Source organism: Bdellovibrio sp. BIS2 (assembly GCF_055398295.1).
The window spans coordinates 2,033,886-2,060,483 of sequence record NZ_AP035879.1; the positions used below are offsets into that span (position 1 = coordinate 2,033,886).

Genomic DNA, 26,598 nt, shown 5'->3' on the forward strand with positions numbered 1-26,598 from the left:
GTTTGGATCACACTTCGCTCGGCGCGTTAAAAGACTCCGAGCTGCACCAACGGTTGAATGGAAACTCCGCCCGGAATCTGAGCAGATCCCAGATCCAATCTGTCGTTTTTGACGGGAATTTTGATGGTTTTTTGCCCCAAACCGGCATCCATGACGACTGTGAGAATAACTCCAGAAATCTGAGCCGGATTGGTCGCCCCGTCGATATTCCAAAGTGTCGCCTGATCTTCGCGGAATTCAATCTTATCGCTATTCGGAGCTGCCGGGTCTTTTTCAAGTTTTGCCTCCAGAACACTGGCGGCATAGCCGTCGGCCACTTCCATATCCACTTGTAGTTTTTGACGAAGCATTTCGTTGGCGTACTTAATCAGAAGCACGGCACTTTTGCCCGCCGCTGGCGTGACAAAATCACGATCGCGGGTGCTATCCTGGGAAATCATGCCGATATAGCGAATGCCCAAATTCGAGTTCGGAACCTCCAAAGAAAAGGGCTGGGTGACTCGTGCGCGATATTTGAAATCGTTAAAGGACATCAGCAGGCGCCCATCTTCCAGATTGAACAGGCGATATCCCGTCATCTCAGCACAACAGCCGCCCAAACCAGAAACCAGCACAGGATAGCTGTCGTGCACATTCAGCTCAGTGGCGGATTCCGTCTTTCCCCACAAAACCTGTTCCAGACGCTCGCCTTTACGAACACTCCAGGAAATACTTCCGGATATCCCCTCTGCATTTAAATATTGCTCAGTGGTTTTTGCACTGCCGATCAAGTACAACTGATCCCCATCCACTTCCGAATAAGAGCGATAGGTCTGATAGTCTTGAGAAGTGCGCTGAATTACACGACTGCCGTCTTCGGCCTGTTTTAATTTAAAACTGGAAATGCCAGAGCTTTCATAAAGAATCTGCCCCGCCGCCGCAAGCGCCGCCATACAGGAAAGAACGATCAGTAAAGTAATACCCTTGGAAATTTTATGGATGTGTTTTGTCTTCATTCAAAGAAGGCTAACAAAACCAACCCCCAATCAGCAGTTACACAAAAATCATGACAAACAAAAAAGGTACCCGCTTACTTTTTCCGAAGCAGCGCATCTAGCACGTCGCTTCGGAAAAAGTAAGCAGGTACCTTTTGGTTATTCCCACTCGATGGTGCCGGGGGGTTTGCTGGTGACGTCGTAGACGACGCGGTTGACGCCTTTGACTTTGTTGGTGATCAGATTGGAGACTTCGCGCAGGAACTGGAATTCGAATGGATACCAGTCTGCGGTCATGCCGTCACTGGAGGTGACTGCACGCAGGGCCAGAACGTGATCGTAAGTTCTGGAGTCCCCCTGCACGCCCACGGTTTTCACTGGCAGCAGGACACAGAAGGCCTGCCAGATTTTCTCGTAAAGGCCGCGACGGCGAAGTTCTGAGATATAAACATCATCTGCTTCTTTAAGAATTTGCAGCTTTTCTTTCGTCACTTCACCTAACACTCGAATCGCCAACCCCGGACCAGGGAATGGGTGGCGCCACAGCATTTCTTTGGGAAGTCCCAACTGAGCTCCCAACGCGCGCACTTCATCTTTGAACAATTCGCGAACCGGCTCCACCAGACCGAGTTTCATTTTTTCCGGCAGACCACCCACATTGTGGTGAGACTTGATCGTCACGCTGCCGCCGACAGAGGACACACTTTCAATCACGTCCGGATAAAGTGTTCCTTGCGCCAGCCATTTGATCGGAAGTTTGTGATCGTAACTTTTATCAAAAACTTCGATAAAGACGCGGCCGATGGTTTTGCGTTTTTCCTCTGGATCAGACTTGCCTTTAAGGGCCGAAAGGAACTCTTCAGAAGCATCCACGCCGCGCACGTTAAGTCCGATACGACGATAAGACTCAAGAACACCTTCGTATTCGTTCTTACGCAAAAGACCGTTATCAACAAACACACAATGAACGCGTTCAGCCCCCAAGGCCTTCGTTAAAAGTGTCGCCACCACGGTGGAATCAACACCGCCGCTGAGGCCCACCAGTACATGGTCTGTCGGACCGACTTTGTCTTGAGCTTCTTTAATCAGAATGTCTTTGATGTGCGGAGCATCCCAGTCCGCAGGGGCCTGACACATGCCTTGCGCGAAATACTTCAGCAGATCCATTCCGTGATCGGTGTGCGCCACTTCAGGATGGAATTGCACTGCCAGAACGCCGGGACCTTGCATTGCCGCCGGATGATGGCCGTCGGAATTTGCGATGATTTGAAAGCCTTCCGGCGCTTTTTCAACCACGTCACCGTGACTCATCCAAACTTTTTGTCGTTCAGGAACACCCTCGACCGGACTGGACCATGTTACATAATTCAGCCCGTACTCACGATGTTCAGCGCGAGTGACCTTGCCGCCCAGTTGATGGGTTAAAAGCTGCATTCCGTAACAAACACCCATCACAGGACTTATGTTACGAAGTTCCGCCACATTTCTTTGCGGAGAACCCGCTTCATAAACGGAGTTCGGACCGCCGCTAAGAATAATTCCGTAAGGATTTTTTTTGCGGATTTCTTCCGTAGGATATTCAAAAGAATGAATTTCGGAATAAAAGCCCAACTCGCGCAGACGACGGGCAATGAGCTGAGTGAACTGGGAACCAAAATCAAGAATGACAAAACCACGCATAATTAAGACTCAATTCGATAGTTAGGTGCTTCTTTGGTGATGCTGACATCATGCACGTGGGACTCACGAAGACCCATGGCTGAAATCTGCACAAACTTCGCTTTGCTTTGAAGCTCATCAATATTGCGGGCGCCCACGTAACCCATTCCGGATTTAAGACCACCGATCAACTGATGAATAACGCCGGAAGCAGATCCTTTGTAAGCGACCTTACCTTCGATGCCCTCCGGAACCAGCTTGTCATTTTCTTCGACATCCATTTGCCCATAACGGTCTTTGGAGCCCTTGGACATCGCCCCCAAACTGCCCATGCCGCGATAGACTTTATAAGTACGACCCTGGAACAAAATCGTTTCGCCTGGGGATTCTTCAGCCCCGGCCAGCAGGTTTCCGATCATCACTGAGTTTGCACCCAGCGCCAGCGCCTTGGTGATATCACCCGAAAATTTAATACCGCCGTCGGCGATGATTGTTTTACCGCGGGAACGGGCGACTTTTGCACACTCCATCACCGCAGAAATTTGCGGCATCCCGACACCAGCCACCACACGCGTGGTGCAGATACTGCCCGGACCGACTCCGACCTTGACCACTTCCGCACCGGCGTCCAACAGGGCTTTTGTGCCGTCGGCAGTGACCACGTTCCCCGCCACAACGATGACATCTTTGTGTTTCTGGGAAATGTACTTCACCATTTCGATCACGTTTTTAGAGTGACCGTGAGCGGTGTCGACACAAAGAACATCCACATCGGCCGCCACCAGCGCTTCCACGCGGTCACGGGAATCAGGGCCCACGCCCACCGCAGCCCCTACAAACAACCGACCATGTTCGTCTTTGGTGGCTTGAGGGTAATTTTTGGCCTTTTCAATATCCTTGATGGTGATCAGACCTTTTAGTTTTCCTTTGGAATCCACCACCGGCAGTTTTTCAATGCGGTGTTTTTGCAGAATCTTTTTTGCTTCATCCAAAGTGGTTCCCATTTTCGCGGTGACCAGATTTTCTTTGGTCATCAGATTGCGAATCGGCTGATTGAAGTTTTCTTCAAAACGCAGATCGCGATTGGTTAAAATCCCCACCAGTTCGCCATTCACCGTCACCGGAACCCCGCTGATGGAATACTTTTCCATCAAGGCGACAGCTTCCTCCACCAGATGATCCGGCCCCAGAGTGATCGGATCCATGATCATGCCGCTTTCGTATTTTTTTACTTTTTCAACTTCCAGTGCCTGTTTGTCGATATCCAGATTTTTGTGAATGATTCCCAGGCCACCATGCTGAGCCATCACTCGCGCAATGCGGTTTTCCGTCACCGTGTCCATCGCCGCAGAAATGATCGGCGTGTTCAGATATTTGCCACGGGCAAACACAGAGCGAGGCACTACATCAGTCGGGGTGATTTCAGAATACTGGGGAAGAAGAAGAATATCGTCGAACGTCAATGCGTAAGGGACTTCACGATCCATAACAAAGCTCCTAGAGGCAGGTTTTTGTTATTCTGAGCGGAAATCCCTTTGAGTTCAAGCAAAACGAGGATGATTTATCAGTACCAGGTCTTGTACAAAAGATAGTTGTCGGCAGACTTTTCAAGCAGCGCGACTTCTTCATCCGTCAGTGCGCGTTTGACTTTTCCAGGACGTCCCACGACCAGACTGCGTGGCGGAATCTCCGTGCCTTCCGTGATCAGGGTTCCGGCACCGATCAGACAATGCTCGCCCACTTTGCAACCGTCCATAATAATAGATCCCATGCCCACCAGAGTGCCACGACCGATTTCACAGCCATGCAGCATCACCAAATGTCCAATGGTCACGCGATCATGGAGCGTCGTGCCCCATTTTCCATAGGTTCCGTGAATGACCGTACCATCCTGAACGTTGACCTCTTTGCCAATACGAATCGGCATCACGTCACCACGAATCACCACGTTATACCAGATCGAGGAATTGTCACCAATTTCCACGTTGCTGATGATGCGGGCAGTGTCTGCCACAAAAACTTTTTCACCAATCACCGGAGACATGCCGCGTGCATTCACTAACCTGTTGCTCATAGAACACCTCTGTTCTAGGCTAAAGTTTCGTTTTGAAGGAATCAACCTTTGATTCCGGAAATTCTTTTCGACGCCGCTGTTTCTTTGCGATTGCCGGCCAAGTTTCGTACCGTGGTCTCTTCTTGAGCGCGCACAAGAAAATCTGCAATCCTCTCATGCTCTTTCATCCCGTCCGAAAACCCGATATCAATCAGCTGGCGACAATAGGTGGGCGTAAACATAAGATAACTTAAAAGCTCCGCCGATTCATCCACCGAACCCGGTCCCCGCAACAAGTAGCGAATGATCCTTGGAAGCTCGTTTCCCTTCTTTTTTGCCAGCTCTGAAAAATCCACCGAAGGGGAAATCCACAGCGTCTCAAGCTCATGCCAGTTCGAACGACGACGTTCTTCACTGGAAAGGCCTTTCAGGCCTTCATTGATCTGCTGAATACGCTGAATGTCGGATTCCAGTCCATCCATCATCACGGCATTCATCAGCACATTGGCGACCCGAGCCACCGTCGGCATCTCTCCGCCACTGGCATGATGATAGCTGTAAAACGTGTCCTGCCGTCGGCGCACCCCGATGGCCAGCAAACGACTGGCCCCCAGATAAATCGCCGGTCCACAAGGGGACTGATTGCGGATGCAACCATCACCGTAATAACGATCCTGCACTTTGACCGGAGGAAACAACATCGGGATCGCCGATGAGGCCATGATGTGTTCCACCGAAAGATTCACCTTTTCACTGCGATGCATGCCCCGCTCCCAGGTCTTCAGTTCGGGAATCCCCTGAAAGAAGGTGACGGTGGCGACACTGTCGTAGTCCAGAGCAGACACCGACACCGCCCTCAAAATGCCGGCGTTGATCTTTTTTTGGATTTCACCAAACTGACATTTTCCCAGAATATAGTTATGCAAAGGGTGCGTGGACAAAAGCGAGCGAAGACCGGAATCTTTTTTCCCGCCCCCCAGGGAAAACTCTGTCATCCACTGCAGTCCACCCCGGGACAAGGCCATCAGATCCGCATAGAAAACATTGTCACTGTCGATCTTAGACCACAGGTTCACCAGATTTTTACTGCTTTGAACAAATGACGAGGGATTCCCCGCAAGCAAAGCCACGTTGATGGCTCCGGCGCTGACTCCGGAATAAACCTGAAATGGATCATCCAGTTGATGACGGGAACAGATGTGCGCAATAGCCGCAAGCACGCCGGCTTGATAAGCCCCGCGGGCGCCGCCCCCGGAAAGTACAAGACCCAGAGTTGGCATAAACACCCTCCCCGAGTGTCTATGCTAACTTTGACCAATGAAGACGTAAAGAACTCGAGCTAAACTGTCGCCTGACTTTGCTTTTTATCAGATACCACCCAGACCAGGTCGTTCTCACGCAGAGTGAAGCTGGCACGAGGGCCCAAAATTCTTTGGGGGCCACGTTCAATCCCCACAACCATGCCGTGATAGGATTCACGGATGCCGCTTTCGCGAATGGTTTTGTCTTTGAATTTGGAATCGTCAGACACCACAAACGAAGACAATTTGTAATCATCCTGCCTGGTGGTCATTTCAGGTTCTGGCACCTGCGCTGCCTTTTCACCCTCAAGGAATGTGTGGAAACTTTGCAGTTCTTCTTCACTTCCGAAACAAATCAGTTTGTCATGCGGCCACAGAACGAACTCCCCGTCCGGAGCAAAGTAACGTTTGGCACCGCGGAAAACTGCCGCCACCGTCACACCGTAATTTTCCTTAAAGGACAGGTCCCTCAAGGTACGACCCACCAGCGAACACTCTGATGCGATATCATAGTTCCCCAGGGTTGTTTCCCAAGGCAGGAAGTTTTTTGCCACAGAACTGCTGACCAGTTCCTTACGTTCTTTTTCCGTCAGGTTTTTCTGGAAGTTCTTTTCAATAAACTGATACAGATGACGAACCCATAGCTGACCGGCCAAAGCCGCCACACCCACCACCGCCACAATGACGCCGGAGGCGACTTTGAGCGTTGCAAACTGACTGATTAAAGCGCCCAATAAAATCACAGCCAGCACCAGACGACCGACAAACAGGCCCGCCTGCAAACCGCGCAGTTTCTGCAGCTCTTCCACTTCACGCTGAGCGCGCAGGGAAGGACCACTCATCACAATACCCCAGAAGAAAGGAGCGGATATCGCCAGACACACAAACAGCGAAATACCGCTGGCCCAGGGGCTTTCCTGCAGATATTTCTGAATTTCCGCATTCACCACGGCTTTAAACGCCCCCATGATGGCCACAACCATCACGGTGTTTAAAAGAATCTTCATGCCGTAGGTTTTCATAATCAAAGCACCCGCTTTGTTTTCACCGGCCTGATTAAAAGACGCCTGGTACTGATCCAGATTGCGCTTAACTCCTTCAGGCAGTTTCGATTCAACCCAGCGATACAACGGATCGGCCACCTTGATCAGATAAGGAGTGGTAAAGGTCGTCACGGCCGACACCGCAATCGCCAGCGGATACAGGAAATCACTGGTGACTTTCAGACTGACACCGAGGGCGGCAATGATGAAAGAGAATTCTCCGATTTGCGCCAGACTCATTCCGGACTGGAAGGACTGTTTGCGCCCCTGACCGGACAAAATCGCCCCAAGGAAGGTGCTGACGAATTTACCAACGATCGTCACCAAAGTGACCAGAATCACCAGATCCCAGCGCTCAATCAGAACCTTTGGATCGATCATCATACCGACAGAGACAAAGAAGATCGCTGCAAACAGATTCTTCACCGGCTGCAGAACGTGCTCCATCTTATGACCTTCCGGTGTTTCCGCCAGAAGAGATCCCATCACGAAAGCGCCCAAAGCTGGAGAGAACCCCACACCGGCGGCAATCATCACCATCATAAAGCACAGACCAATAGAAACCAGCAGCATGGTTTCGTCTTCCAAAAGATGGCGGATCTTGCGCAGGAAGATCGGAATCAGGAAGATCCCGATCACGAACCAAAGTGCGATATAGAACAACAAACGAAGCCCCGAGAACGCCAGTTCGGCGGGAGAAAAGGTGTCAGAGCTTGCAATCGCCGTCAGCAGCACCAGCAGCAAAATCGCCACGATGTCTTCCACAACCAGGATGCCAAAGACAAGTTCAACGAACTTTTTGCCTTTCATCCCCAGTTCCTGGAAAGCACGAACGATGATTGTTGTGGAGGAAATGGAAAGAATACCCCCGAAGAACAGGCTGTCGATATTGTTCCAGCCCAGCAGACGGCCCACCAGATATCCCAGGGCCACCATGAAAACTACTTCGAAGACCGCAGTAAAGCTGGCCGACCCACCGACCTTGAACAATTTCTTAAAGCTGAACTCCAACCCCAGACTGAACAGCAGGAAGATCACACCGATTTCAGACCAGACCTGAATATTGGCCTGATCAGTGACCGTGGGTAAAAAGGGAACGTGAGGACTGACCAGAAATCCTGCAATCAGATATCCCAGAACTTGAGGCTGGCCGAGTTTTTTGAAAAGCAGCGTGGAAAGCGCTGCGATCATAAGAATAAAACCAAGATCCGTAATCAAATGAGGTAGATGATGCATGCCTCATAGTTACAAAAACTAGTTCAAATATCCAGAGCCTTTGTCCATTAGACCAAAATTTTGGATGTTTTGCGCGCCGCCCTCGACTTCCGCATTCATCACGCGGGAACGACCAATGAAGCTCTTTGTCGCAAATAGAGGCACGCCCAGATAAAGACACAGCGACATCGCCTCATCGGCGCGCAGCTTAAGTGAATTCATCTGCGCATGACCGCTGATATAAAGACGCAGATATTGATGAGCGCCTTTTATTTCGACAAAAACCGCCTGTTTTATTTCGATTCCCAAAGATTCCAGCATCAACGCCGTGAACTTGTGCGGCGAGGACTCTAAAATCATCTTATTGCTTTGAGACAGCGCCACACCGGCATCAATGGCACTGACCGCCACTGGCAGTGTGTACTGATGAGCCTCGTCCTTCAAAAGCAAAAACGGACGGGTTGCATCCGTGGTCACTGACAAACCATAAGGGAACAGTTGCACCAGTTCATTCTGATGGAAGGTTTCCTCTTCACGTGATTCATTTGAAAACACGATCTGTGCTTTAAGTGAGTTGAAATTGTGGATGTCTTTCATGATTAAATCATTTCTCCTCTGAACACTGCCGGGAACGCCTTGGTGATTTTCACATCGACCGTTTTACCGATCAAATCCGCGGTTCCCAGGAAGTGCACCAGCTTGTTGCCGGTGCTTCGTCCTTGCATTTTTCCGTGATCACGGTCCACGTTTTCCACCAGGACCTTCATGGTTGTGCCTTCATAACGCTTGACCCGCTCAAAGGCCATTGCCTCATGCACATCAAACAGACGATTCAAACGCTCGTTCTTCACATCTTCCGGCAACTGGTCTTCAAACTTCGCAGCCTTGGTGAACGGACGCGGTGAATAGCTGAACGCAAAGATGGTTTCAAAACCAACCTCCGTCACCATATTCAGCGTGTCCTGGAAGTCCTCTTCAGTCTCACCTGGGAAACCAACGATGATGTCCGTTGAGAAGCAGACATTCGGCAGCCCCTTTTGAATCATCGCAATGCGCTCCAGATATTCTTCACGCGTATAGTTGCGATTCATGCGTTCAAGCACCTTGGTGCTGCCCGCCTGGAACGGCAGATGGATGTATTCCATGATCTTGTCCGAATGTTCCGCCATCACATCCACCAGCTTCTGATTGAAGTCCTTGGGATGAGATGTCGTGTAACGAATGCGTTCGACGTCGGTTTCTTTGGCCACCTTCGCCAGCAAGTCAGCAAAGTCGATACCCTCATCACCCTGATAGGAGTTGACGTTTTGCCCCAGCAAAGTGACTTCCTTCACCCCGCGTTTCACCAGATGTCGGATGTCAGTCAGGATGTGCTGAACCGGGCGCGACTTTTCACGACCGCGAGTGTAAGGCACCACACAGAAGGTGCAGAAATTGTCGCAACCCTTGGTGATATTCACATAAGTGGCCACACCCGGATTACGCACCAAAGTTTCGATGTGATACGGGGAACGATGTTCAAAGCGGGAGTTCACCAGCCTGCGCTCGCCCGCAAAAGATTTTGCCACCAGTTGCGGTAAACTGTCGATCTGATCGGTGCCGAACACAAAGTCGATCATTGGCTGGGTCTTCATCAGGTTTTCTTTTTCCTGCTGCCCCACGCAGCCACCCACGCCGATCTTCAGATCCGGATTTTTACGCTTCATGTACTTGTAAGTGCCGACTTCAGAATAAACCTTATGCACCGGTTTTTCGCGCACACTGCAGGAATTGATAATGATCAAAGATGCTTTCTTTGGATCCGTCACAGGAACAAAGTTCTGCATTTCCAGCAAAGCGTACATGCGCTCGGTATCGTTCACATTCATCTGACAGCCGTAGGTCGAAATATAGACGCCACGACCCATCCCGATATCGGGATTTTTCTCAACACTTTCAAGATTTTGGGTGATGTCGTCCACGAGCTCTTACCTCTTGTGTCATTAAAGAAAGTGAGTTATAGAGGAGCGCTTTAAGAATGTCAAAAAAAGCCCGAACCTGATGGAGGCCTTCGTCATGATCCCAAGACTGAAAAGTTCAAAAAAATGGACATCCTTCCCTAAAGAATACTCAGATCAGATCCAGGCTGTTTTTAAAGAAAATTTCGCCCAATACCTGGATAATGCCGAGTTGATTATTGAAGGCCGCATCTATCAGGAAGAAATTGTGCTGCGCGTTGGTTATCTGGAAGAGGGCCGTTTGGCGCAAGCCAATTTCGAAGTGTCCATGAGCTATTCTCAAGAGCAGCAAGACGCCGTTTCCCGTATCCACAACTGCGTGGACGCCGCAGCCAGCATGATGTTGGAGTTCCTAGAAAACGAAGGCGAAGTCGACTTCCCTTACAACTGGAAAGAAGTGCCGTTCCAAGGAAAGAAAGTCTATCTGAAGTTCTCAACTGAAAATTCCAACCTGGAAGCTGAAGCCAATAAACTTCTGGGTCTCAGCGAAGATGAAATGCTTCACGACACCAATGAGGATGAAGACGAAGATGCGCTAAGCCGCGCAGAACAAAGCGAAGAGCTTTCTCCTCCACGTGACGATGAAGACTATTCCGAAGAGAACGAATCTGCCGAAGAAGATGAGGAAGACTCTGAAGACAAGGGTCCAAAAATGTTCGGTGGCAAAGGAAAGAAGCAGCTTCACTAGCTGCTCTCTCCCTTCTGGGGGATTAATTCTCACTTTGAGACATCCCCTTTATTAAATTTTTTCCAGAAAAATCAGACAGATATCCAAAAAAAGCGAACTTCTTCCGATAAGTAGTTCATGAAAACTCGCAAATACGGAACGTCGCTTGTTGGTATTTTAACGGCCTCCTTGATGCTGGCTGCTTCCGCATCAGCAACACCCAATTCCCTCACGTATCAGGGAAGAATTCTCAAAAACGACGGCACTCCGCTGGAATACAGCAACGTCAGCTTTCAATTTGAAATCACCAGCCCCAACGGCCAGTGCATCATTTATCGCGAGCAAGTGGATCACATTGATCTGACAAACTCTGGTGGCGTGTTCGATGTGCCTATCGGAACCGGCTCACAAAGCCATCCGACAGCGGGCACATTCACATTGCTTGATTCATTTAAAAATTCCGGCAGCCTTTCCTGTGATGGTGGCGCCACTTACAATCCGGCCGCCAACGATCAACGCCGCCTGCGCGTCAGATTCCATGATGGGACAGGCTGGAAGACGATCTCTCCAGACAATGAAATCCGCTCTGTTCCTTATGCCGCTTATTCCTTGTCCGCGCAAAAGCTGGGCTCCTATCAGTCCACGGACTTTGTTTTGAAAAACACCGTCACGGCCTGCCCGGCAAATAACTTCCTGACCTTCGACGGCACCAGCTTTTCTTGTGCACCGGTAACCGGCGCAGCCGGAGGCACAGTGACGGACGTCACTTCCGCCAACAACTATCTGACTGTCGCTACCGGCAATTCCACACCAGTCCTGACTGTCAACGTCGGCACAACCGCCAACACAGTGGCTGCCGGCAATGATACGCGCTTCACAGATGCGCGCACGCCGTCAGGAAATGCGGCTGGTGACCTGAGTGGCACCTACCCTAATCCCTCGGTCGCAAAAATCCAGGGCGTGGCTGTTTCAAACTCTGCCCCGACCTCCGGACACTTCATGAAGTTTTCCGGCACCGAGTGGAGCAGTTCCGCGATAGCCATTGGCGATGTGACGAATCTGACCAGTTCCCTCAGCGGACTGCTGTCGACGGCAAGCTTTAACACCGCTGTTGGCAGCGCCAACTGTGCAGCCTATGAAACTGCCTACTGGAGTTCCGTCGCCGGAAAATTCCTTTGTCAGGCGATCAATGTGTCTGTTGCAGGTGATGTTAGCGGCTCAATCGGTGCCGTCAGCGTTGATAAAATCAAAGGCGTCAGTGTCGATGCCACAGCTCCAACATCAGGACAGGTCCTTAAATATGACGGCACCAAATGGGCGCCCGCGACAGAATCCTGGGTGCAAAATGCCGGAGGCAGCCCCTCCATTCAAACAGGTCTGGACACAGCCAAACCTGCAAGTCCCGCTGCCGGTGCTATCTACTTTGCCACCGATAGCAAAGTCATTTATCAGTACAATTCCGGCGCCTGGGTTAGCATCGCCTCTATTAATGCCAGCACAAGCCCTTCAGGATCTGCAGGTGGAGATCTGACCGGCACTTATCCCAACCCCACGATCGACAAACTGAACGGAGTGGCTTTAAGTCTTGCCTCCCCGGCCTCGGGCCACGTGATCAAACACAACGGCACAAACTGGGTGAACGCAGCGATCACAGCCGTTGATCTTCCGACAATCCCCGTGAACAAGGGCGGCACGGGTCAGACCAGTTTTGTGAATGGTGAACTGTTGATTGGTAACTCCACCGGAAATACACTGACCAAAGCCACTTTGACGGCGGGCTCAGGTATTTCCATCACCAATGGCACAGGCAGTATTTCCATCGCCACAACCGGCGCTCCTCCAACAGGCACCGCCGGAGGCGATCTTTCCGGGACTTATCCAAATCCGACTGTTGCAAAACTTCAGAGTTATGAAGTTTCCACAACCGCACCGACCGCGAATGCTTACTTAAAATGGGACAACGGCACCAGCAAATGGACTCCGGGTTTTGTGAAACTAAGTGAGCTGCAAAACCTGACCGGCGGAAGCGCATTCAATGCGGCTGGTTGCACTGCTGCGCAGACTTTGAATTGGAGCTCAATCACAGATAAATTTGAATGTCAGAACATCTCTATCGCCAACACACAGGTCACAGGCCTTGGCACTGCTTCAACAAAAGCGGCCGGGACTGCGGCGGGTGAAGTTCTACTTTTGGATGGAAGTGGAAAACTGCCAGCGAGCGCCCTGCCTTCCACTTTGGGACAATGGCAGGTTTCGGGGACAAAATTGTATTATGATGATGGCGTTATCGTCGCTGGCGGAGCCGGCACCACCTACACCGGCACAGAGCATCCTTTCATTGTAAAGGGAGACCCTGGCGTTTTTGCGCGATTCTTACTGGATCGTGGTGGCAACATGACAACCATGTACACCAATGGCGTCAGCTTCAACATGGGCAAATGCACCAACACGACCTGCACAAGCACCAATGACTTTCTAGCTATGGACTTTGCGACCAACCGAACGGATCTGGGCACAGGAGGCTCTAGCAACGAGCTGAGTATTACCAATGGTGGGTATGTCGGCATTGGCACCAATTCCCCCTCCTACAGACTTGATGTCCAAACTTCAGATGCGTTCCAGCAGCGCCTGTTCCATGCTTCAGACGCCGATTATAATGGGGCCGCACTGATGTTGACACGAACCCGCGGTACTATAGCATCTGGTACCGCAGTCAATTCTGGAAACACCATCGGTGGTCTGTATTTCCGTGCCCACGATGGATCCGGCACCGGAACCACCAACGCCGCCATCGAAGTCAGCGCTTCGGAAACACAAAGCACCACCAATCGCGGCAGCAAAATGATTTTTGAAACCACCACAACCGGATCTGCCACACGCACAGAGAAAATGCGCATCGATGGCAGCGGCAAAGTGGGCATCGGCACCACATCACCCAGCTATCAACTGCAAGTCAATGCCGCCGGAGATTCCATTGTCGGAACGTTTGGTGCCGACACCAGCCAAAGCGGTTTTGTCATGGGGAACAGTCTGACAAATCGCTGGACTATCGTGCAAGATGTTGCAGGCAATAACAGATCTCTGAACTTCTGGCATGACCATACCGGCGTGGGTGGTAGCTCAGGGCATGTGATGGCGATGCACACCACGGGTAACGTTTCCATCGGCGATTTCAATACAGATTCAAACCGTCTGAATGTCACAGGGCCTGCAACTGCTTCTGCTGTCCGCATTTCAAATGGCAGCTACGCAGGATACCTGACGGTCCCAACCAGCTCTCCGGGGCTGATTCTTTCCGGAGGCACAAAGTATACAGGCTCCGCCTGGGTCGCTGAAAGCACCACCGCTGCGGCATTGGCCGTCGGTCCAAATGGGGTTGTGTTTTATGGAGCCAACGGACTAACTCCGGGAAGCCCCAACACCAACACCCTGCGCATGATTGTCGGGCAGAACGGACAAGTCTCTATCGGTGCTTCGGGCACGGCCTTTCAAAGCGGTTTACTGACTATAGGTGATTATGGCCACGACCAAGGCATCTTCACATTGCGCAGATCCGCCGCCAGCGCCAACCTGGATGTGTACGTTCCGTACGAAGGCTCTGATAGCGGAAAATACTTCGGTTATGGCTATCAGGCCAGCACCGGCATGTTCCGTTTCTGGGACAGCACCGCCGGGCAACGCATGAACTTCACGAACTCTTCCGGAAACATGTGGATCGCCGGAACTTATTCCAACGGTTCCGACCGACGTTTCAAGACTGACATTGAAGTCATCCCGGATGCGTTGAAAAAAGCGCTGCAGGTGCAGGGCGTGACCTACCACTGGAAGCCGGGCGTGAATCCAGATCCAAGTCAGCAAATCGGGGTGATCGCACAGGAAGTAGAAACAGTGTTCCCTCAAGCCGTGAAAACGGATGCAGATGGTTACAAGTCCGTTACTTACGGAAACCTGGTGGCGCCGTTATTCAATGCCTTAAAAGAATTCTACGAGCTTTGGAGCAAAGATTCACAAATCACCAAGAGAGAAATCGCCTCCCTGAAAGAGGAGGTTCAAACTTTGAAGCAACAAAATGAGCAGTTCAAAAAATATGTCTGCGAAAAAGAACCACAAAATCCTATCTGCAAATAGACAACATTGGCCGCGGAATTTTTATTCAGCGGCTTTTTTAGTTAGCTCTCTTGTGGCTTATCGAGATAATGAAAGAGCATGTTTGAAGGACTCAGGATGCTGCAACTACTTCTAATACTGACACTCGCCTGTTCCGGGAATTTCGCCCACGCCACGACTATTGTCATCAATGGTGAAGATGACTGGGCACCCTACTCCTCGGCTTCCGCCGACTATAAAGATGTCGTGGGCCTGGCGCCGGAAATCGTGAAAGCCGCCTTCAAAAGTCAGGGGATCACAGTGATCACCCGCCCTGTTCCTTTTGCCCGCTGTATTTATGAAGTTGAAAAAGGGAAATCCCTGGGTTGCTTTGACACCATCATCAACCAGGACACCAAAGACAAATACATCTTTCACAAGACACCGATGTTTGAAGCGGAAATGGTCGTCTATGGCCGTATCCGCGACGGTCGGCAAAACGTCACTTTGAAGGATATGGAAAACAAAGTGGTTGGCACCACCAACGGCTACACCTACCCGACGGAGTTTTTGCAGAACAAAAAAATTCTGCATTCACAAAGTCCCACGGAAAAATCCCAACTGGAAAAACTGGCCAGCAATCGCATTGACTACGCCGTCGTATGGGGCCTGACCGGAGAATACCTTCTAAAAAACCATCCCGAACTGGCCAAGAAAATTCAGCCGGTGGGTCGTCTTTCCAAAGATGGACTGTATTTGAATTTCTCAAAAAGTCACAAGGATGGAGCGCACTACGCCCATGTTTTTGAAAAAGGTCTGCAGGCCATCCGGGCTGACGGAACCTATGACCGAATCATGAATCGCTTCAACAGCCTGCACGCCCTGAACCCCTGAAACGAAAAATGCCCGTGCCTTAATTCAGACACGGGCGCCCCTCGAACAGAGAATATTGTAAATCTAAGGATTAAAGTTCGCGAACGCGAGCTTCAATTTCTGGAACTTCATTCAGGTGATTTTTCGCCTGGATGATGATTTCGACAGCATCTTTCTGAAGCAAACGGCCGGCAGCCATTTTTTCACAGATCAGAGCTTCCAATTTGTCAGTGATTTCGTAAACAGACTCATGCTGTGGCCACAGATTTTTAGAATCATTGCTGCCACCTGCACAAAGCGGGATGTAGTGATCAATCTTGAACGCCAGACGCTTCATGGAACGCGTTCTGTAACCGATCTGATCGTACTTCTGGAAGATAGCCGCCTTCTGAGAAGAAGACACATCGCGCTCACAGTATTTGATTTTTTCAGGGTAACGGTATTCAGACGGACGGTTGCAAAGAGCACCCGGAGTCAGAGTGGCATCCGGTCCCTTTGGGAAGGCTTCATAAGCCTGGGACATGGAAACAGAGAACAAAACAACAACAAAGAGAACTGCGCTCTTCAACATATTCGCTCCAAATAGACTGCCCTTTACGGTGGCAGGTAGAAACGTCGGACCCTATCTCCGACTTATATTTGTGTAACCGCGGTTAGTAGTAACGGCGAGATTTCCTCTTTGCAATAAAAAACTAAGGACCCTAACGCACCCAGCCTATGTCCCCAAACAAAAAAAAAGACCCACCCTCATCAGGCAGGTCTTTCTAAAAACTCTATACAAGAACAACTTCAAGGCCGTTCAAAAGGGTTCAGCCGCAAGGCGGAGGCCCCTTTTCGCAACGGAGGCGTGCTCCAAGCACGTCGGAGAGAAGAAAAGGGGCCGACAACGCAGTCGGATGGGCCCTTTTCAACGGCCGACTAGTACTCGTCGTCTTCTACTCCAGAGCCGGATCCTTCTCCCATTCCACGAACTTCTTCGATGAATGCGCTGTTATCCTCTTCAAAGTCATTGTCGCTCGCTGATTCGTCGATTTCCAGCTCTTGGATGGCTGCCAGGAAGTCTTTTTCAGTGCGCAAATCACGGCGGATCATTTCCAGGAATTTGTCCGGATAACGAGAGGTTAGCTCTTCCACATAACGCTCAAGTTTACCATCCTGAAGGATCTTCTTACGAACTTGGATTTTCTTCCAGAACATCAGGTAGTGGTAACGGCAGTAAGCATCCACGGCAGCGATCTGGTCGCAATCACGGGCACGGCAGTAACGGCGGCCTTCGGCATCCGTCAGAACCACTTCTTCGTCAGACTTGGCTTTTTCCTCGGCAACCCACTCTTCATCAACCTCGATCTCCTCTTCGGATTCCTCGACGGCTTTGAGTTCTTCCTCGTACTCGCCAATTTCATCGCCCATCAGATCGTCATCGGCGATAAAATCGTCTTCCAGCTCGTTTTCGTCCTTTTCCTTCTTCGCTTTGCCTTTTTTAGGGGCTTTTGCCTCTTTTTTAGGCGCAGCTTTTTCAGGAGCAGGTTGCGGGGCTGCCTTTTTTTCGGCTTTTTTGGCCGCTTCGACCTTGGTTTCTTTAACCTCTTTGGTCTCTTTAGCTGCTTTAACCGGGGCTTTAGCCGGTTTTACTTCCGGCTTTTTCTTCGCCTCAGGCTTTTTAGCCGCCTTAACAGGGGCTTTGTCGGCCTTTTTCTTTACAACAGCCTTCGGAGCCGGCTTTTTTGGAGCTGGCTTTGCGGCTTTTGCGGGCGCTTTCTTAGCTGGTTTTGCAGCGGCTTTGGCCGCGGGCTTCTTTTTAACGATTTTTGCCATAGTTCTACCTGGTAGTGCTTTAGATGATCATTTCATCTGTCAGACATTTGAGAAAAGCTGTCAACTCATTTCACTGAAATAGTGCCATCTTGACTGCGCACAAAAATGCTTCCTCTAGGTGCGTCGCCACGCAGGCGGCCTCGCACGCTTTTCTCTGCACTGAGTTTCGTCACACGAAGTTCGGAAGGAACAACAATTTCACCTTCCACCGTCATCAAGTTCAAAGAAGCGCCCGAACCCGGGGGCGTCTGAATGCTGACTTTGCCAGACTTGGATTTCACGTCCACTTCAGAGTCCAGAGTCATGCCGATGGTGATTGCGGCATCCTGATTCTGACCCTCAATGCGGCCCTGGAAGCCCTGAATATTCAGGCTGCCTTTGCCACTTTCAAACTGAATGGTCCCGTTGCTTTGGTTGACCTTCGCTGTCGACTGTTGCGCCGACACAGTCAGGAATCCCCGCACTTTTTCGATGTTCATCTGACCCGAGAAAAGGGACGCTTCAACATCCCCCTGGATGTTTTTCAAAGTCATACTGCCAGAATAGGAGTCTGCCTCCACCTTGCCCAGATGATCGGACACAGACACGTCGCCTTTTTGCACGTAGACCTGCAAAGTCCCCGCCCCATTAAGTGCCGCAACGCGGCCTTGAGTCAGACTCACTTTAAGGTCTTTATTCCACTTCTGCGCCACGACGGAGCCACCACGCAACTGAACTTCTGTGGGTACTGCTGGCCCGGTGATTTCGATTTTTTTCAGTTGTGTATTCGCTTTTGGCAAGATGTTCAGCCAGGTTCTTTTCCCGCTGTATTCATTCATGCGCACTTCGATGATATTATTTTTCTTTTCGACGATGAAAACGCCTTCGGCGCCGGACTGCTCCACTCCGGAAACCCGCAACGCGGCACCAGGCTGCGCCACCATCTGAACCTGAGCCTCAAGTCCTTTGAGGACCAGACGATCCCCTTCAGAAACCGGCACGTCGAAAGTCGCCGCCATCACTGGCTGAAAAACGAGGTGGGCAAGAATGAAACTAATCGCTGACATGCGTTGACTCCCCTGCCCCATCCCGGGGGCTATTGACTCTGTTCCTAAAATATAAAAAAGTATCCGGGCATTTACAATAAGGTATTTATAAAGCTTCGGGCGGAATGCGCCCCAAGACTAATTGAGGTGAAATATGGAAAATGTCGTAATTGTGAGCAGCGTAAGAACCCCTGTAGCTTCTTTCCAAGGAGGCTTTGCCTCTGTTCCTGCACCAAAACTGGGTGCAGCAGCCATCAAGGAAGCCATCACTCGCGCAGGTGTTTCTGCTGACGAAATCGATGAGTGCATCATGGGCGAAGTCCTGACTGCAGGTGTCGGCCAGGCTCCAGCGCGTCAAGCGGCTTTGGGCGCGGGTTTGAAAAACTCCACTCCGTGCATGACCATCAACAAAGTGTGCGGTTCCGGTCTGAAATCTGTGATGCTGGCAGCGGACTCCATCGCTTTGGGTCACACTAAAATCGCTGTGGCCGGCGGTCAGGAAAACATGACTTTGGCTCCGCACTTGCTTGAAAACTCCCGTTCCGGTTACCGCATGGGTCCAACACAAATGACCGACTCCATGATCAAAGACGGCCTTTGGGATCCATACAACAACTTCCACATGGGTAATGCCGCGGAAATCTGCGTAAAAGAGCACAACTTCACTCGTGAAGAACAAGACGCTTTCGCAATTGATTCCTACAAAAAAGCTCAGGATGCGTGGGCGAAGAATGTTTTCAAAAACGAAATCGCTCCGGTTGTGGTTGAAGGCCGCAAAGGCGCTGTGACCATCGATAAAGACGAAGAGCCGTTCAACACGAACTTCGACAAAATCCCTGGCTTGAAACCAGCATTCGACAAAGCCGGCACCATCACGGCGGCCAACGCTTCCAAAATCAACGACGGCGCTGCGGCTCACGTTTTGATGTCTGAAAGTGAAGCAAAAAAACGCGGCATCAAACCTCTGGCAAAAATCGTGGCTCACGCAACATTTGCGCACGAACCAAAATACTTCACCACAGCTCCAGTGGGCGCGATCAAAGCCGCTCTGAACAAAGCCAACCTGAAAGTGGGCGATGTGGATCTTTGGGAAATCAACGAAGCTTTCGCGGTTGTGACTCAAGTGGCGATGAAAGAACTTGAAATCCCGGCTTCCAAAGTGAACATCCATGGTGGTGCTGTGGCTATCGGTCACCCGATCGGTGCTTCTGGCGCGCGCATCCTGGCGACTTTGGTTCACGCTCTGCACACTCACAACAAACGCTACGGCCTTGCGACTTTGTGCATCGGTGGCGGCGAAGCGGTGGCATTGATCATCGAGAAAGCGTAATCATCATGAGCAAAAAGGTGTTTAAAGACGCCAAGAGCGCGCTCTTTGACGTCAAAGACAACATGACTCTGGTGCTGGGAGGCTTCGGCCTTTGCGGCATCCCGGAAAACTGCATCACCGTTTTGAACGAAATGGGCGTAAAAGGCCTGACCTGCGTTTCTAACAATGCGGGCGTTGATGATTTCGGCCTGGGCTTGCTTCTGCAAAAACGCCAGATCAAAAAAATGATCTCTTCTTATGTGGGCGAAAATGCTCTGTTTGAAAAGCTCTACATGAGCGGCGAACTGGAGTTGGAATTCTGCCCGCAAGGCACACTGGCTGAACGCATTCGCGCGGGAGGCGCTGGAATCGCTGGTTTCTACACTCCGACAGGAGTGGGCACACTGGTGGCTGAAGGCAAAGAGATCAAACAATTCGACGGACGCGACTATGTTCTTGAAAAAGGCATTAAAGGCGACTTCGCATTTGTGAAAGCGTGGAAGGGCGACAAGTTCGGAAATCTGATCTTCAGAAAAACTGCGCGCAACTTCAATCCGATGGCGGCAACAGCCGGTAAAATCACCGTGGCTGAAGTTGAAGAGCTGGTTGAGATTGGCGAACTGGATCCGGATCAGATTCACACTCCGGGTGTGTACGTTCAGCGCATCTTCCAGGGCACTGACTATCAAAAACGCATCGAACAAAAAACCGTTTCCAAGGGATAGGAGAGCAAAATGCCATTAACAAGAGAGCAAATTGCTCAACGTATCGCTCAGGAAGTTGAAGACGGCTATTGCGTGAATCTGGGTATCGGTATTCCCACTTTGGTGGCGAACTACATCCCTCGGGACAAATTCGTTATGTTACAGAGTGAAAACGGTCTTTTGGGTATGGGTCCATTCCCGAAAGAGGCTGATATTGATGCCGACCTGATCAACGCCGGCAAACAAACCGTGACGGCACTTCCGGGTGCGAGCTTCTTTTCCAGTGCTGACAGCTTTGCGATGATTCGCGGCGGTCACGTGGATCTGACCGTACTGGGCGCGATGGAGGTTGATGAAACCGGCAGCATCGCCAACTGGATGGTGCCTGGCAAAATGGTCAAAGGCATGGGCGGCGCGATGGATCTGGTTGCGGGCGCACGCAACGTGATCGTGGCCATGCAGCACACTGACAAGGAAGGCAATTCCAAGCTTCGCACCAAGTGCACGCTGCCTTTGACTGGTGTTAAGTGCATCAAGAAAATCGTCAGCGATTTCGGCGTGATCGAAATCACACCTGAAGGTTTCGTTTTGAAAGAATATGCTCCGGATCTAACTCCGGAAAAAGTTCTTGCAGCCACTGAGGGCAAAATAAAAATCGCCCCGGACTGCAAAGCGATGACATTCTAGTTTCACTTCAAGACGGCTTCTCACAAGGAAGCCGTCTTGGTTTTAAACACTTCCCCGCCTCTCACCCACCAAGGTCCAGCACCTCGTTGCTCTGTCTGAAAATCCCATAGATAATAAATCTTCACGTACTTGCGAGTGGGGTTTTCGTGGCTGAAGCAAAAAAAGTGGCAAAAGACACCTATCTATTCCGAGATGGGGATGCTCCCGATGCCATGTATATCGTAAAGACCGGCGGCTTTGCCATCACCAAAAGCAAAGGCAACACTGAAGTTGTCATCGCAGAAATTCAGCCAGGCGCGATGGTTGGCGAAATGGCGTTGTTTGATAAAAAACCCCGCAGCGCGAATGTAAAAGCCACCAAAGACTCTGAAGTGATCGCACTTCCCTATGACTCTTTGAACAAACAGATGGATCAACTGCCAGTGTGGGTTCGTGCCATCATGAAAACGCTGAATGAAAAACTGCGCGATGCGAACCAGAAGATCCGTCTGCTTGAAAACACCAATCCCGATGAAGAGCGCTTCCCGCCTCACATCGTGAACAAATACATTTCCATTCTGAATCTGGTCGGCAACAAATACGGAAAACCGGAAGACGGCGGAGGCCTGAGCTTTTCGTCTGTTCTGATTCGCAATTACACGATTCAGATTTTCCAGGAAGCCACCAACAAAATGCAAAGCATCACCAACGCCCTGACCGATCTTGGCTATCTTTCCCAGGAAGACCGTGGCGACGGCACCCAAAAAATCACCAACCTGAAGCCGCAGGAACTGTTTGGCTTTGTCGACTGGTACAATGAGTGGCTGTTTAAACAGGACAAGGACCGCCTGCCAGCCCTGACTGAAGCTGAGGTCAACATTCTAAACGGCATCCTGCTGTTTGCCCGCCGTGCCCAGCCGAACAACAAGGGTTTGTACAAAGTCGATCTGACCGATGTGCAGAACGAATCGATGAAAGAACTGGGGCAACTGATCCGCGCAGACGATGTGAATTCTTTGATTGAGAAAAAGTATCTGACGGAAAAAATCATGGATGAAAAAGGCGTCTACATCATGGTGGAACTGCCTTATGTTGAGCCTTTGGCGCGCAACTGGACCATCGTGAACAATCTAAAAAAGAAGCTTCGCTAATAAGCGGAAAAGAAAAAAGCCAGGGGTTCCCTGGCTTTTTTTTTATTTCTTCATTTCACACAGATCCTATTCAACAACCGGCTCTTCCTGACAGCGCAGAGGCAACTTGTCATTAGGAAGCTTCGCCACGTTTTCCCCGCCCACTGTGTGCACATAGATCGAATTGGTTTTTGCACCACAAGCAATCGGCTGACCCAATGTCAGAATCACACGGTCCCCGGTCTTACCCAAGCCATGAGACACCAACAATAGATCCACTTCACGCAGGATATCTTCCATCGTCTTATAGGGCTTGATCGCATGGGTCTGAATACCCCAGCCCAATTCCATGCCATTCAAAACATCCAGATGCTGAGTCACGGAAATAATGCGCGCCTTCGGACGGAAGGCAGAAATGATATTTGCCGTTTTACCGGAAGTCGTCAGACAGATGATCGCAGTCGCGTTCAACTTCAATGCGCTCAATGAAGCACTGGCGGCGATGGACGCCGGCGTACTCAGGAACTCGTTTTCAAGAGAGATTTTATAATACTCTTCCTCGTTGCGTTCCACCTCAGTGATGATTTCGTGCATGGTGCGGATGCACTTGAACGGATGTTTGCCGCTGGCAGATTCCGCTGACAGCATCAAAGCATCAGAACCATCCAAAACCGCATTGGCCACGTCCGTGATTTCCGCACGGGTTGGACGAGGGTTTTCAACCATGCTGTCCAGCATCTGCGTCGCTGTGATCACCGGCTTACCCAATTGATTGCACACCTGAATGATGCGTTTTTGATAACCCGGCAGACGGCTTTGACCGACTTCCACCGCCAAATCCCCGCGCGCCACCATGACAGCGTCACTCAGGCGACAGATCTCTTCCAGATTTTCAATCGCTTCCACCATTTCGATTTTGGCTACGATTTTTGCGTTGGAATTACCCGCCTCGATCAGTTCACGCAATTTGCGAATATCACGGGCGTGGCGAACGAAGCTCAGGGCAATATAATCAACTTTATTGGCAATACCAAATTGCAGATCCTCAAGATCCTTTGGCGTCATGCAGTCCACCGGCAGATTTACACCCGGAAGATTCATGCCTTTGCGGTCTTTCAGGATACCGCCATAGACAACTTCCACGTCGATCTCCTCACCGCGAACCTGCAAAACCTTCACTTCCATCAAACCGTCATCCAGAAGAATGCGCGTGCCTGGCACGCAGGCCAAAGGCAGCTCTTGGAAGTCGGACGGAACCAGCCCCGGCTTGCCCAGAACTTTTGCCGTCGTTACCACCAGTTTTTCACCAGGCTTGATTTCAATGGAACCATTTTCAAATTTACCCACGCGGACTTTAGGGCCCTGCAGATCCTGCAGGATTGCCACGGGCGCCTGAAGCTCTTTAGAGAGCTTACGCAGGGAATGAACCACCTTCAGGTGGTCTTCATGACTTCCGTGCGAAAAGTTAAGGCGAGCCACGTTCATGCCCGCCTTAATTGCTTTTTCCAGATTTTTCTCATCACGTGTCGCTGGGCCGATAGTGGCCACAATCTTCGCTCGACGATCTGCTAACATTTGAACTACGCCTTCCTGCTATATGAACTCATCTTCACAGACAAGTTTTGCATATCTTCCTGATGGCGTCTATTCATTCTATCAAGTTGATCTTGATGCGAATTGTTCAACTGGGCAATCTTCGCCTCGTACTTCATCTGCATGGATTCTTTTTCCATTTTACCGGATTTGTCGCGCTCATCCACACGAGTTGCGTACATTTTCTCGATACGCTTGATTTCACGATCCTGACTGTCTTTCAGGGCCGCCAGACGGTCCTCATAGGTCTTTACCGTCTGCTCAAGCTTCGAATTAAAACTGGCTTCCATTGTTCTGAAGCGCTCCGTCATAGCCTTGTTGGTGGCCGAATGATCAGCGCTGTTTTTCTCGCGCACCACGTCCATGCGTTCCATATAGTTCGCCTTCATGGTGTCCAAAGAATCGCTGTAATAGCGCTCCAACTGATCCTGATTCTTGTTGGTCAGATCAATCACCTTCTTCACCCGGGCCTCGGCGTTGTTCGCCACCTGGGTGACCTGATCTTTATGAGTCATCAGAAGATTTTCTTTTTCCTCGCGATGACGGGTGTTCATAAGACTGACCTGGGATTTGTTTTCACGGTCCGTATTGCGCAAAAGCTTTTGATTTTCAGTCAACACCTTGCCGATGCGCTCGTCGTTGATCTCTTTCATGCGATCCACGGCATTTTCCCGCTGCTCTTCAGAAAGGTTCAGGCGCTGCTCATAGGCTTGCGTCAGGTTGCGACGTTCAATGCCGCGCAGACGCTCATTTTTGGAAATTTCATTGTTCAAACGACTGTTCAGGCGCTGAATCTGACTGTCGCGGGACCGGATCTGGCTGTTGATACGGCCATTCACAGAATCACGGAAATCCTGATTCTGCTCATCCATCATATTGGATTTTTTCGCCAGGGTGTTTTCGTATTTATCACGAACCGCCACGCGCTCCTGATCCATGATCTGCTGCTTCATCTCCAGATTGTCGCCGTACTCTTCCTTGCTGTTGGTCACATAGTCAGAATACTTCTGTGACCAGCGGGAATTATCCGCCTCACGCTGACGCTCGGTCTGCTTCAGGCGGGACTCATAGGACTTGCGCATTTCACGCTCGTTACGATCCTTGGATCTCAGCGTCTCGTCGTGGCTGCTTAAAATCGCCTCTCTTTCACGTTCGTGGGCGTCATTCAGCTTGCGGGCGTTGTCGTGGATGGCTTTTTGGGATTTAAGACGGTTTTCCTCAATGGCAGTCTGGAATCTTTCGTCGCGATTGCTGACTTCAGAATTCAGTTGTCCCACCAGATTCTGTTTCTGGGATTCATTGATTTCTTTTTGCTTTTTGATGGTGCTTTCGTAGGCCGCCTTTTGTTCTTCACGCGCATTGTAAGCATCTTCAGTTTTATTGCGCAAAGACTCACGATAAGTCTGGCGGACTTCATCGATTTTCTTGGAGTTTTCATAGTCGCGCTCACTCAAGGTTTCGCGGTTGCGATCCTTCAGTTCGGCGATGCGGCCTTCATATTCATCAGTGATATTCTTGATTTCGTCGTGATGACGCTGCTCAAGGCGTTTGATTTCTGCATTCCGGCGCTTGGCATTCTCGCTTTCGCGATTTTCGTACTCTTCCCGAGTCTTGCGAATTTTTTCGTCCTGACGCGCACGATCCGATGATGAAATAGAAGACATCCTATCCTCCCAGACCTCAGATTAACATGAGGCATGGGAAGAAACTTCAAATGACATGGAATGCAAATTAAAATCAGGACCAGAGTCTAGCGCTCAAAGACGCGCTGGCGATACAGATCTTTCATACGCTGCAGTTCCGCGGCTTTTCGCTGACGGCGCGCTTCTTCGGCCTTTTCCTGGGCCTCAATAGAGGCGATCTTTCTTTCAGTCAGTGTCTGATAAAGCCGGCTGGATTTCTGTGCCAGATCACCCCAGTTATCGCGGTACAGCCGCACTTCTTTTACGAAATCCTCTTTGCTGCCACGATAAAGGGAATTCCACATCGGCAGGTGCTCTTTCATATTGATAGGCTCAATCATGCCGTACTCGGTCTTACCCTGAGAGTTCAATCCGGCAACCCAGACCTCGAAACCCTCTGGAATCTCCAAAGTCTTTCCATCGCGCAAAGTCACCTTTAAAGACGCATTCATATTGCGGATCAAAATACGGGAATTCTGAGAGATCACCCAGTACTCACCCATCGTCGCCTGAGTGCTGGCATAAAGACTTTCAAGTTGCAGGTTTTTTCCCCCTTCAACCCAGACAGCGCCTTTTACCAGACGCCATTGATCCGGCGTCAGGCGAACCACGGCTGATCCACCTGTGGCATGCAACTGATGATCCCCTTTTTCAAAATGAAAGGCCGAACCTGTCACCTGAATCGCGCAGCTTTCCTGGGATTTCAGACAGGCTGATGGCTGCTCGATCAGATCACCGGCGGCCCGAACCCGGACCTCCATCTGAAATGCCATCAGGAATAACATCAAGCGCACGATTTTCTTCAT

Annotated in this window: 21 protein-coding genes and 1 riboswitch; of the genes, 7 read left to right on the top strand and 14 right to left on the bottom strand. The window is 50.5% G+C overall.

Annotated features, from left to right (window positions below; translation table 11 throughout):
* Positions 1-26 precede the first annotated feature (26 nt).
* The 8 genes from ACZ520_RS09815 to miaB all read right to left on the bottom strand — a co-directional run bounded on the left by ACZ520_RS09815 (position 27) and on the right by miaB (position 10,206).
* Positions 27-995 carry a hypothetical protein gene (locus ACZ520_RS09815; protein ID WP_416480585.1) on the bottom strand — a complete coding sequence of 323 codons (969 nt, stop codon included), beginning with the start codon at positions 993-995 and terminating at the stop codon, positions 27-29.
* Positions 996-1,133: 138 nt separating this feature from the next.
* A complete protein-coding gene (gene guaA / locus ACZ520_RS09820) occupies positions 1,134-2,654 on the bottom strand; it encodes a glutamine-hydrolyzing GMP synthase (protein ID WP_464125255.1) in 1,521 nt (506 codons plus the stop codon).
* A gap of 2 nt (positions 2,655-2,656) precedes the next feature.
* Positions 2,657-4,120: an IMP dehydrogenase gene (gene guaB / locus ACZ520_RS09825; RefSeq protein ID WP_088565178.1), complete on the bottom strand. Its 1,464-nt coding sequence runs from the start codon at positions 4,118-4,120 to the stop codon at positions 2,657-2,659.
* 77 nt (positions 4,121-4,197) lie between these two features.
* Positions 4,198-4,707, bottom strand: coding sequence for a gamma carbonic anhydrase family protein (locus tag ACZ520_RS09830; protein WP_088565177.1), 510 nt, complete (start codon positions 4,705-4,707; stop codon positions 4,198-4,200).
* A 41-nt stretch (positions 4,708-4,748) separates the two neighbouring features.
* On the bottom strand, positions 4,749-5,966 hold the full coding sequence (locus ACZ520_RS09835) for a patatin-like phospholipase family protein (RefSeq protein ID WP_464125258.1): 1,218 nt from the start codon (positions 5,964-5,966) through the stop codon (positions 4,749-4,751).
* Between the two features lie 59 nt (positions 5,967-6,025).
* Complete coding sequence (locus tag ACZ520_RS09840; RefSeq protein WP_416480584.1) at positions 6,026-8,266, bottom strand: monovalent cation:proton antiporter family protein; 2,241 nt, start codon at positions 8,264-8,266, stop codon at positions 6,026-6,028.
* An 18-nt stretch (positions 8,267-8,284) separates the two neighbouring features.
* Positions 8,285-8,842, bottom strand: a complete 558-nt coding sequence (locus ACZ520_RS09845; RefSeq protein WP_088565175.1) for a bifunctional nuclease family protein — start codon at positions 8,840-8,842, stop codon at positions 8,285-8,287.
* Between the two features lie 2 nt (positions 8,843-8,844).
* Positions 8,845-10,206 (bottom strand): tRNA (N6-isopentenyl adenosine(37)-C2)-methylthiotransferase MiaB, encoded by a 1,362-nt coding sequence (miaB, locus tag ACZ520_RS09850; protein ID WP_088565174.1) that lies wholly within the window; start codon positions 10,204-10,206, stop codon positions 8,845-8,847.
* 94 nt (positions 10,207-10,300) lie between these two features.
* On the opposite strand from miaB, the gene ACZ520_RS09855 reads away from it, so the two are divergent.
* From ACZ520_RS09855 to ACZ520_RS09865, 3 genes are all read left to right on the top strand, one after another.
* A complete protein-coding gene (locus tag ACZ520_RS09855; RefSeq protein WP_374030308.1) occupies positions 10,301-10,930 on the top strand; it encodes a hypothetical protein in 630 nt (209 codons plus the stop codon).
* A 117-nt stretch (positions 10,931-11,047) separates the two neighbouring features.
* Positions 11,048-15,037 (top strand): tail fiber domain-containing protein, encoded by a 3,990-nt coding sequence (locus ACZ520_RS09860; RefSeq protein ID WP_464125261.1) that lies wholly within the window; start codon positions 11,048-11,050, stop codon positions 15,035-15,037.
* A 96-nt stretch (positions 15,038-15,133) separates the two neighbouring features.
* On the top strand, positions 15,134-15,889 hold the full coding sequence (locus tag ACZ520_RS09865) for a substrate-binding periplasmic protein (RefSeq protein WP_416480581.1): 756 nt from the start codon (positions 15,134-15,136) through the stop codon (positions 15,887-15,889).
* A 70-nt stretch (positions 15,890-15,959) separates the two neighbouring features.
* On the opposite strand, the gene ACZ520_RS09870 is transcribed toward ACZ520_RS09865, so the two are convergent.
* The 3 genes from ACZ520_RS09870 to ACZ520_RS09880 form a co-directional block, all read right to left on the bottom strand.
* On the bottom strand, positions 15,960-16,439 hold the full coding sequence (locus ACZ520_RS09870; protein WP_088565171.1) for a hypothetical protein: 480 nt from the start codon (positions 16,437-16,439) through the stop codon (positions 15,960-15,962).
* Positions 16,432-16,529: riboswitch (purine riboswitch) on the bottom strand. Its footprint overlaps the gene before it by 8 nt.
* Before the next feature lie 257 nt (positions 16,530-16,786).
* A complete protein-coding gene (locus ACZ520_RS09875) occupies positions 16,787-17,683 on the bottom strand; it encodes a hypothetical protein (protein ID WP_088565170.1) in 897 nt (298 codons plus the stop codon).
* A 65-nt stretch (positions 17,684-17,748) separates the two neighbouring features.
* Entirely contained in the window at positions 17,749-18,729 is a 981-nt protein-coding gene (locus ACZ520_RS09880) for a DUF4097 domain-containing protein (RefSeq protein WP_232469289.1), read from the bottom strand.
* Between the two features lie 133 nt (positions 18,730-18,862).
* Here ACZ520_RS09880 and ACZ520_RS09885 point away from each other — a divergent pair, with 133 nt between their 5' ends.
* The 4 genes from ACZ520_RS09885 to ACZ520_RS09900 all read left to right on the top strand — a co-directional run bounded on the left by ACZ520_RS09885 (position 18,863) and on the right by ACZ520_RS09900 (position 22,538).
* Complete coding sequence (locus tag ACZ520_RS09885; RefSeq protein WP_088565168.1) at positions 18,863-20,038, top strand: thiolase family protein; 1,176 nt, start codon at positions 18,863-18,865, stop codon at positions 20,036-20,038.
* Positions 20,039-20,043: 5 nt separating this feature from the next.
* Positions 20,044-20,742 (top strand): CoA transferase subunit A, encoded by a 699-nt coding sequence (locus tag ACZ520_RS09890; RefSeq protein ID WP_088565167.1) that lies wholly within the window; start codon positions 20,044-20,046, stop codon positions 20,740-20,742.
* Between the two features lie 9 nt (positions 20,743-20,751).
* Positions 20,752-21,408 (top strand): CoA transferase subunit B, encoded by a 657-nt coding sequence (locus ACZ520_RS09895; RefSeq protein WP_464125265.1) that lies wholly within the window; start codon positions 20,752-20,754, stop codon positions 21,406-21,408.
* Positions 21,409-21,554: 146 nt separating this feature from the next.
* Positions 21,555-22,538: a cyclic nucleotide-binding domain-containing protein gene (locus ACZ520_RS09900; protein ID WP_374033157.1), complete on the top strand. Its 984-nt coding sequence runs from the start codon at positions 21,555-21,557 to the stop codon at positions 22,536-22,538.
* A gap of 66 nt (positions 22,539-22,604) precedes the next feature.
* On the opposite strand, the gene pyk is transcribed toward ACZ520_RS09900, so the two are convergent.
* The 3 genes from pyk to ACZ520_RS09915 form a co-directional block, all read right to left on the bottom strand.
* Complete coding sequence (gene pyk / locus ACZ520_RS09905; RefSeq protein ID WP_088565164.1) at positions 22,605-24,092, bottom strand: pyruvate kinase; 1,488 nt, start codon at positions 24,090-24,092, stop codon at positions 22,605-22,607.
* 5 nt (positions 24,093-24,097) lie between these two features.
* Positions 24,098-25,774 (bottom strand): hypothetical protein, encoded by a 1,677-nt coding sequence (locus ACZ520_RS09910; protein ID WP_088565163.1) that lies wholly within the window; start codon positions 25,772-25,774, stop codon positions 24,098-24,100.
* Positions 25,775-25,860: 86 nt separating this feature from the next.
* Positions 25,861-26,598 carry a hypothetical protein gene (locus tag ACZ520_RS09915; protein WP_464125268.1) on the bottom strand — a complete coding sequence of 246 codons (738 nt, stop codon included), beginning with the start codon at positions 26,596-26,598 and terminating at the stop codon, positions 25,861-25,863.